The sequence below is a fragment of the Ruegeria sp. CDSB013 genome, assembly GCF_059611165.1.
In genome coordinates this window covers 20,842-28,841 of record NZ_JBXWPA010000024.1, presented here as the reverse complement: position 1 = coordinate 28,841, position 8,000 = coordinate 20,842, and the positions used below count along the sequence as shown (strand labels likewise).

Below are 8,000 nucleotides of genomic sequence, written 5' to 3'. Positions count from 1 at the left end.
CCTGAATAGGCTTCTTCTGCGCCTCGCGCGCGATTTCAATGTCCGATTTATAGCTCATTGGGCAAAACCCCCGGTTGGAAAAGTCTGACAACACCTTGTCCGGAGCGGTGGCGCACCGTCTCAGATTCGTTTTTTCTTTAAGGTAAATAAATATTCCCTTGGGTCAATATGCGAGTTGTAGTAGCCAGATAGCCCACTGCCAAACTCACCATCAATGCCCAGTCGTCAACGACCCAAATCAAGCGTATCTTTTTCGACCTGCGCTGAGACTCAGCAGCCAATCTTCGACAATTAATTGCTCTGGAAAAGCACTGTTGAAAGGTCTTTTCAGTAGGTAGTATCCTGACTCCGTTCGCACCGATGCGTCCTGGACTGGCCTGACCAAAGCGCCGCTTTCCAGCAATGGGTCAACAAGATGGGCCCAACCCAATGCAATTCCCAATCCATCAACCGCTGCTTGTACTGACAATGGGTAGGTGTTGAACGCGACAGCCTGTTCCATTGATGACGTCGAAACACCATTGCCGCTGAACCATGCACGCCATGTCATCCATTCTGCATGGCCGCTGGTGACCTCAATGAGGTCAAGTTCCGGTAACGCAGAAAGCTCCGCCGCATTGGGATTGCTTTTTAGGTACTCGGGGCTGCATACCGGAAAAACGGTTTCTCCGAACAGAAGCTTTGCCTCGTACCCCGGCCAGTCGCCATCCCCTCGCAGAATTGTCAGGTCCATAGAATCTGACAGACATTCCGCGTCACTGTCAGAAGACACCAAAGAGATGCGGATACGGCCATTGGATTTGTTGAACTTGCGAAGTTGCGGCATCAGCCAAAGAGACGCAACAGAATTGGTCGCCGAAATCGAAACCGTATTGGCCTGATGCTTGGCCAGCATGTCGCGGCTGACATCCCGCATCAGGTCCAGTGATTTTTCCACGGTTGCCAACAGGATGGCACCCTGCTGAGTAAGGGAAACAGAACGATGCCCCCGTACAAACAAGGGCACGTCATAATGCTGTTCCAATAATCGCACTTTACGGCTGATTGCAGTCTCTGAGATGTTCAGAACCTTGCTGGCTTGCGCAAAACTCTGCGCCTTGGCAGCTGCCTCAAATGCCAACAAATAGTCCAGCGGCGGCAAGACTTTCCCGGTGACTGGCGCTTTTTTTGGCATTTAGGGGCCTTTTCCCGAACTGGACGACGGCGCGATCAAAAACATTTGCCCGCATCAGGCGGCATTCGATCAGGCAACTGTCTGTTAAGATAGCAAAAAGTCGGATTAGCCTCAAGAAATTATGGTCAAAGCCCCTCAAATTTCTGTTCTGCACATTAGACGATCTTGGGCAGAATGCATGAATTCGGGGCCGGAAGAGTCCTCAACTCAAAAATGAATGTCACTCAGGGAGCAAACATGAAACTTACAAACCTACTTTCTGCTGCAACCTTGGCAGCAGTAGCGGGAACTGGCGCGGCTGCCGAAGACAGCAGCGACCCGATCGTAATCCCCATTCACAACTGGTCCAGCCAGATCGTGATGTCGAATGTTGTAGGCCTGATCTTCGAAGAGATGGGCAACAACGTAGAATATGTCACCACCGACAGTCAGGCCGTCTATGAATCGGTACGTTTGGGCGATGTCGCGCTGGAGATGGAAGTCTGGGAAGGTGCCTTTGGTGCATCCTACCGCGCGGCACTGGAAAAAGGTGGTCTGCATGATGCGGGCGATCATGATGCGGTCACGCGCGAGGATTGGTGGTATCCGATGTGGACCAAGGAATCCTGCCCGGGCCTGCCTGACTGGCAGGCACTGAACGACTGTGCGCACCTGTTCGCCACAGCCGAAACCGGTGACAAGGGCCGTTATCTGGATGGGCCGGTCGACTGGTTGAAGCATGGTAAAGAACGCGCCGAAGCACTGGATCTGAACTTTACGGTGATCAATGCGGGTTCAGCCGCAGCCCTTTGGGCCGAAATTGGCGCGGCAGAGGCCGACAAAACGCCGGTTTTGGTCTTTAACTGGACGCCAAACTTCGCCGAAGCTGTTTGGCCTGGTGAGTTCGTTGAGTTCCCAGCTTGGGAAGATGGTTGCGACAAGGATCCAGCCAAGGGTCCCAACCCGGAAGCGCTGTATGATTGTGGCAACCCTGCCGAGGGTTACCTGAAAAAGGCAGCTTGGGATGGCATGAAAGACAAGTGGCCGGCCGCGTATTGCGCCCTGACCGAGATTTCCTTCACCAACCCGCAGATTGCTGAGATGGCGAAGCTGGTCGACACTGATGAGCTCGAGCCGGAAGAGGCAGCCGAAGAATGGCTGGACGCCAACCGCGCCGTCATTGATCCTTGGATCAGTGCCTGCAGTACATAATCCGGTTGCATCCACCGAAACTGGCGCGGCCTTGAACATCTCAGCGATGCAAGGCCGCGCTCAACACGAAAGAAAGGCAGCCATGTCCGCCTCAGCGCCTGTCATCTCAGCCAAAAACGTCTGGAAACTGTTTGGACCCTCGCCAGAGAGCTATCTGAAATCTCTGCCCGCTGGCCGCAGCTTTGATGAGATTCGGGCGGATGGGTACATCGCCGGGGTCAAGGACGTCTCGATCGAAGTGGACCGGGGTGAGATGCTGGTCATCATGGGGCTGTCGGGATCGGGTAAGTCGACACTGGTGCGGTGCTTCTCACGCCTGCACGACATCACAGGCGGAACGATTGAGGTGGACGGTCAGGATATCATGAGCCTGAGCGAACGCGAGTTGATTGAACTGCGCCGCAACAAGATGGGTATGGTGTTTCAGTCCTTCGGATTGCTGCCGCATCGCACGGTTTTGGACAACGTGGCCTTCCCGTTGGAAATGCGCGGACAGGATCGCCACGACCGGCGCGAACGCGCGCTGGAAGTCATCAAGCTGGTTGGCCTTGAAGGCCGCGAAGAATACTTCCCGCGCGAACTAAGTGGCGGCCAACAGCAACGGGTCGGTATCGCCCGATCCTTAGCTATCGAACCGGATATCTGGTTTCTTGATGAACCATTCTCGGCGCTTGATCCGCTGATCCGCCGTGAAATGCAGGATGAATTCCTGCGTCTGCAAGAGATGTTGGGCAAAACCATCGTCTTCATCACGCATGACTTTGACGAGGCGCTGCGCCTGGCCGACCGGATTGCCATCATGCGCAATGGTGCGGTCGAGCAATGCGACACCCCGGACCAGATCGTAATGAACCCCGCTACCGAATACGTGGCCAAGTTTACCGAGGACATCGACAAAGCCCGCGTCGTGCACGCAAAAGGGCTTGCAAAACCCGTAAACGGTCATGCGCTGGAAGGTGCCCCGATCAATGGTGCCTCAACCATCCATGAACTGGCGCGCGTATTGGTCAACGACGACAGGGTCCTTTTGCCGGTCGCGAATGACAAAGGCGTTGTAACAGGCGTTCTGGACCGCAACACCGCGTTGAACGTTCTGCTTGGAGCCGAATGATGGCGACGCTGTCCACCGAAATACCGGACACATCCGACAGAACGTTTGGACGGACCAAAGTCCTTACGGCACTGCTTGTCACGGCCTTTGCGCTAATCCTTGCCAAGGCCGTGGGCATTCTGCCTGAATGGCTGAACCGAATTCCTGAAGCCGCAATACCGCCAACGGCGCAAATTCTGGATACTGTCTTTAACTTCATTCAAAACGACCTGGGCCTGATTTATGTCACTCGCTTTATTGCAGAAGGCCCGTTGGAGTTTTTGCTGGATACGTCTGCGAACCTGCTAGAGGGCAAGCGGCGCTGGCCCTATCTGGGCCCAATCCCATGGTCCGCAATCGCCGCTGTGGCTGCTGTTGTCGGCTATGCCGTAGGTGGCTGGAGGCTCGCCACGTTGGGAGCCGGAACCTTTATCTGGACCGCGGCAATCGGGCAGTGGAAGATCGCCATGCAAACGATGTCTGTCATCGTAGTCGCGGCACCTCTGGCATTTCTTCTGGGCTTGGTTCTGGGCATCGCCGCCTGGAAATACGGCTGGTTCGAACGGATGCTGAAACCCATCCTGTCCGTGTTGCAAACCCTGCCCTTCTTTACGTATCTCTTGCCCGCAGTGATCTTCTTTAAGGTCGGACCGACAGCTGGGGCCGTCGCAACAATTACCTTTGCCATTCCACCGATGATCCTGATGACCACTTTGGGTCTGAAAAAGGTCAGCCCCGAAGTGATTGAAGCCGGCCAGATGTCCGGGTGCACACGCTGGCAGATGCTGCGCCATGTTTATGTTCCGGCTGCACGCACCGAGGTTCTGGTTGGCGTTAACCAAGTGATCATGCTGTGTTTGGCGATGGTGGTTTTGACCGCCTTTATCGGCATGCCCGGTCTTGGAGCCAAGCTGTTGGCAATGATGGGCAGCTTCAAACTTGGCCGGTCTTTCGAGATAGGTGTGACCATCGTGCTTCTGGCTGTGACGCTTGATCGGATGTCCAAGGCCTGGGTTGTCAAACAGCCTGTTCATTTTGAACGTGGGACGCCGTGGTGGAAACGGCACCAGATTTCGCTGGTCGCTTTGGGTCTGTTTGTTGGGTTTATTTTGCTCGCGCAGATTTTCCCGATCCTGGCCGAAGTTGGCCGCAAGCAGCATCTCAGCCAAGGCAAGGAAATCGACGTGGTGATCAAGTCGATTCTGGCCATCGATGTGATCAAGGGCACAACCGAATGGCTGCGTTGGTTCCTGAACGTCAAGGTTTTGATCCCGTTCCGGAATACCCTACTCGCAATTCCAACCCCCGCTTTCATACTGCTGGTTGTATCCTTTGCCTATTGGGTCGGTGGCCGAAAACCCGGCATCTACGCCGCGATCTTCTTTACGATTGTCGCCTTCTCGGGCTGGTGGGATCGGTCGGTCATCACGCTTTATACTGTGATTTCAGCAGTCGCGCTGGCGACTATGATCGGCATCCCCTTGGGCGTTGTTGCAGCCCGGTCCAACCGCTGGTCCAAGAGCATCCTGCTGGCCTGCGACACCGCGCAAACCTTCCCAAGCTTCATCTACCTGATCCCCGCGATCATGCTGTTTGGGGTCAATGATGTGGCAGTTGTATTCTCAATCCTGATCTTCGCCGCCGTGCCGCTGATCCGTTACACGATAATTGGTCTCAGCAGCGTACCGCCGGAAATGACCGAGGCGGCAGACATGTCCGGCTCGACCCGTCGGCAAAAGCTGATGTCGGTGCAATTTCCGCTGGCGCTGCCGACAATGGCGGTCGGGTTTAATCAGGCAATCATGTTCGCCTTCTTCATGGTTATCATTGCCGCCTTCATCGGCACGCAGGATCTGGGGCAGGAACTGCAACGAACCCTGGCAGGCACCGAATTGGGCAAGAACTTTGTGCTGGGTCTGAACGTGTCGCTGATGGCCCTGACATTTGACATGGCAATCAGCAGTTGGGCCGAGAAGCGCAAGCGCGCTTTGGGGCTGGATTAACCGGAGTTTCGGAGATGAACGTAAAACCTGTATTTGAGGTCCCGTTCGAACGCAGCGGAGTTCTGGCCCCCGGCCTTCCGATCCTGCCACATGGAACGGAACGCCACCCGGTCCCCGGAATGGGCTCCCGCGCTGTTCCGGTCTCCAAAGGCGATACGATAACCTTGCTGGACCGCGACGGGATGCAACCGGCCGAGATGGTCTTCTTTGCCCCTGACCGGAGTTCCGATGCGGCCATGCTTGGCGCGCAGGGGCACGGGCGACCGGAGGGATTGATTGCGACGCTGGCCAATGGATCGCCGTCCGGCAAGAAAGTGCTACGCGCTTTGGAAGTTGCCGGATTTGACATCGGAAAAGGTGACGCAATCCGGGCGTTCATGGACGGGTCGCGCCCTGGCGACATGATGCATTTCGTCGCTGAAAGTGATGGCCTTCTGATCGTGGCTGCACCCGGCAAGGCGATGCGCCCCGAAGAAAACAACCCCCCCACGGATATCATTTTGTACATCCAGCGGTCTGCACCCGGTTTGGCAAAGCCCGATGTTGGACCACCCGAACCGCTGGCCGATCCGCTCAAGGACTTCAACATTCAGCCGGGCAATGCCCACTCGTACGAGGTCAAGGCGGGCGAGTTCATCCAGATTGTCGATATTCGCGGGCGTGAATGCTCGGATTTTCAGGCCTTCAGCCGCCGAGCGCTGGATCAGGGGATCGAACGCGAGATTGATCCGACAACAACGCGCAGCCTAATGGGCAGCTTGTACCCAAAACCGGGAATTTTTTCGAAATACTGGTCGGTAGATCAGGAACCACTGATAGAGATCGTTCAGGATACCTGCGGGCGTCATGACACGTTTGGCCTTGCCTGTACGGCGCGGTATTACGAAGATCTCGGTTACCCCGGCCACGTGAACTGCTCGGACAATATCAACAAGGATTTGGACCAGTACGGCATCAAGCCGCGTGGTGGTTGGCCCGCGATCAACTTCTTTTTCAACACAATGCTGGACGACACCAATGCCATCGGAATGGACGACCCCTGGTCGCGCCCCGGTGACTTCGTCTTATTGCGCGCGCTGACCGATCTGGTCTGCGTCAGCACCGGCTGTCCCTGCGACATCGATCCGGCCAATGGCTGGAATCCTACCGATATTCAGGTGCGAACCTACAAGGCGACCGAGGATTTCAAACGATCCTATGGCTATAGAAAATCTGCGGAGGCGGACGTGGAAGAAACCAAGAAAACTGCATTTCACGACTGCTTTGCACGGCACACCCGTGATTTCATCGAATACAACGGCTATTGGTTGCCAAATACGATGACCAATCACGGCGCGATTGCCGAATACTGGGCCTGCCGGGACAAGGTCGCGGTCATGGACCTGAGCCCATTACGAAAATACGAAGTTGTCGGCCCCGACGCAGAGGAGCTGATGCAGCTGTGCGTGACCCGCAATATGAAAAAGTTGAGCGTTGGTCAGGTCGTGTATACGGCCATGTGCTATGAGCACGGCGGTATGATCGACGATGGTACGGTATATCGATTGGGTGAAACAAACTTCCGCTGGATTGGCGGGAATGACACGAGCGGTTTGTGGCTGCAGGAACAGGCGCTCAAACGCAATATGAATGTTTGGGTGCGCAACTCGACTGATCAATTGCATAACATCGCAGTTCAAGGGCGGTACAGTCGTGACATCCTTTCCAAAATCTTCTGGACACCGCCCCAACAACCGACGATCGAAGAATTACCATGGTTCCGGCTGACCGTGGCCCGGGTTGGTGATGTGCAGGGGACATCTGTGGTAATTTCCCGGACCGGATATTCAGGTGAGCTGGGATATGAAATCTTCTGTCATCCCAAAGATGCCGTTGAGATATTTGATCGCGTCTGGGAGGTTGGCCAGGAATATGGCATCGCTCCGCTTGGGCTTGCGGCACTGGATATGGTGCGGATCGAAGGTGGCTTGATCTTTGCCGGGTCCGAATTCGACGATCAAACCGATCCCTTCGAGGCTGGCATCGGCTTCACCGTTCCACTGAAATCAAAGCCCGACGATTTTATCGGGCGGATAGCGATTGAAGAACGCATGACCCATCCTCATCGCAAACTGGTCGGCTTCGAGGTTGAGGGAGGTACGGTCCCCTCGCCCGGCGACTGTGTACGTGTTGGAAAGGCGCAGGTTGGAGAGATTACCAGCGCGATGAAATCACCCATTCTTGGCAAGGTCATTGCGTTAGGCCGGGTTTCTGTCACTCATGCCGTCGTCGGAGCTGACATTGAAATCGGGCAACTGGACGGCCAGCAAAAGCGCCTAAAAGCCAAAGTCGTGCCTTTCCCGCATTTTGACCCGACAAAGGAACGCGTGAAGGGCAACTATTCAATTGTTGATGTTCCTGATGCAGCAGAATGACGACTCTTTAACAAAGATCTTGGTCACAGGGATTCTCCCGTCCGGGCGCAACGTATGCAGTTGTTTGCCGTGCTAAAACTGAATGGCAACAAGAGTTCTGTGTGCCCCGCTCCAGCGTCCGATATCGA

Annotated in this window: 5 protein-coding genes; 4 read left to right on the top strand and 1 reads right to left on the bottom strand. The window is 55.3% G+C overall.

Annotated features, from left to right (window positions below):
* Positions 1-238 precede the first annotated feature (238 nt).
* On the bottom strand, positions 239-1,174 hold the full coding sequence (locus AC2FJF_RS23780; protein WP_496727475.1) for a LysR substrate-binding domain-containing protein: 936 nt from the start codon (positions 1,172-1,174) through the stop codon (positions 239-241).
* Positions 1,175-1,411: 237 nt separating this feature from the next.
* Between AC2FJF_RS23780 and AC2FJF_RS23775 the strand changes: the two genes are divergently transcribed.
* From AC2FJF_RS23775 to AC2FJF_RS23760, 4 genes are all read left to right on the top strand, one after another.
* Positions 1,412-2,365, top strand: coding sequence for an ABC transporter substrate-binding protein (locus tag AC2FJF_RS23775; RefSeq protein ID WP_058277107.1), 954 nt, complete (start codon positions 1,412-1,414; stop codon positions 2,363-2,365).
* Positions 2,366-2,447: 82 nt separating this feature from the next.
* A complete protein-coding gene (locus tag AC2FJF_RS23770) occupies positions 2,448-3,476 on the top strand; it encodes a quaternary amine ABC transporter ATP-binding protein (RefSeq protein WP_496727474.1) in 1,029 nt (342 codons plus the stop codon).
* Positions 3,476-5,458 (top strand): ABC transporter permease, encoded by a 1,983-nt coding sequence (locus AC2FJF_RS23765; protein WP_496727473.1) that lies wholly within the window; start codon positions 3,476-3,478, stop codon positions 5,456-5,458. The genes AC2FJF_RS23770 and AC2FJF_RS23765 overlap by 1 nt, the downstream gene beginning before the upstream one ends.
* Positions 5,459-5,472: 14 nt before the next feature.
* On the top strand, positions 5,473-7,872 hold the full coding sequence (locus tag AC2FJF_RS23760) for a trimethylamine N-oxide demethylase (protein WP_496727472.1): 2,400 nt from the start codon (positions 5,473-5,475) through the stop codon (positions 7,870-7,872).
* The last annotated feature ends 128 nt before the right edge of the window (positions 7,873-8,000 follow it).

Coding starts and splice junctions, on each gene's coding strand:
- AC2FJF_RS23780 (WP_496727475.1), bottom strand. CDS start 1,174: ATGCCAAAAAAAGCGCCAGTCACCGGGAAAGTCTTGCCGCCGCTGGAC.
- AC2FJF_RS23770 (WP_496727474.1), top strand. CDS start 2,448: ATGTCCGCCTCAGCGCCTGTCATCTCAGCCAAAAACGTCTGGAAACTG.
- AC2FJF_RS23760 (WP_496727472.1), top strand. CDS start 5,473: ATGAACGTAAAACCTGTATTTGAGGTCCCGTTCGAACGCAGCGGAGTT.
- AC2FJF_RS23775 (WP_058277107.1), top strand. CDS start 1,412: ATGAAACTTACAAACCTACTTTCTGCTGCAACCTTGGCAGCAGTAGCG.
- AC2FJF_RS23765 (WP_496727473.1), top strand. CDS start 3,476: ATGGCGACGCTGTCCACCGAAATACCGGACACATCCGACAGAACGTTT.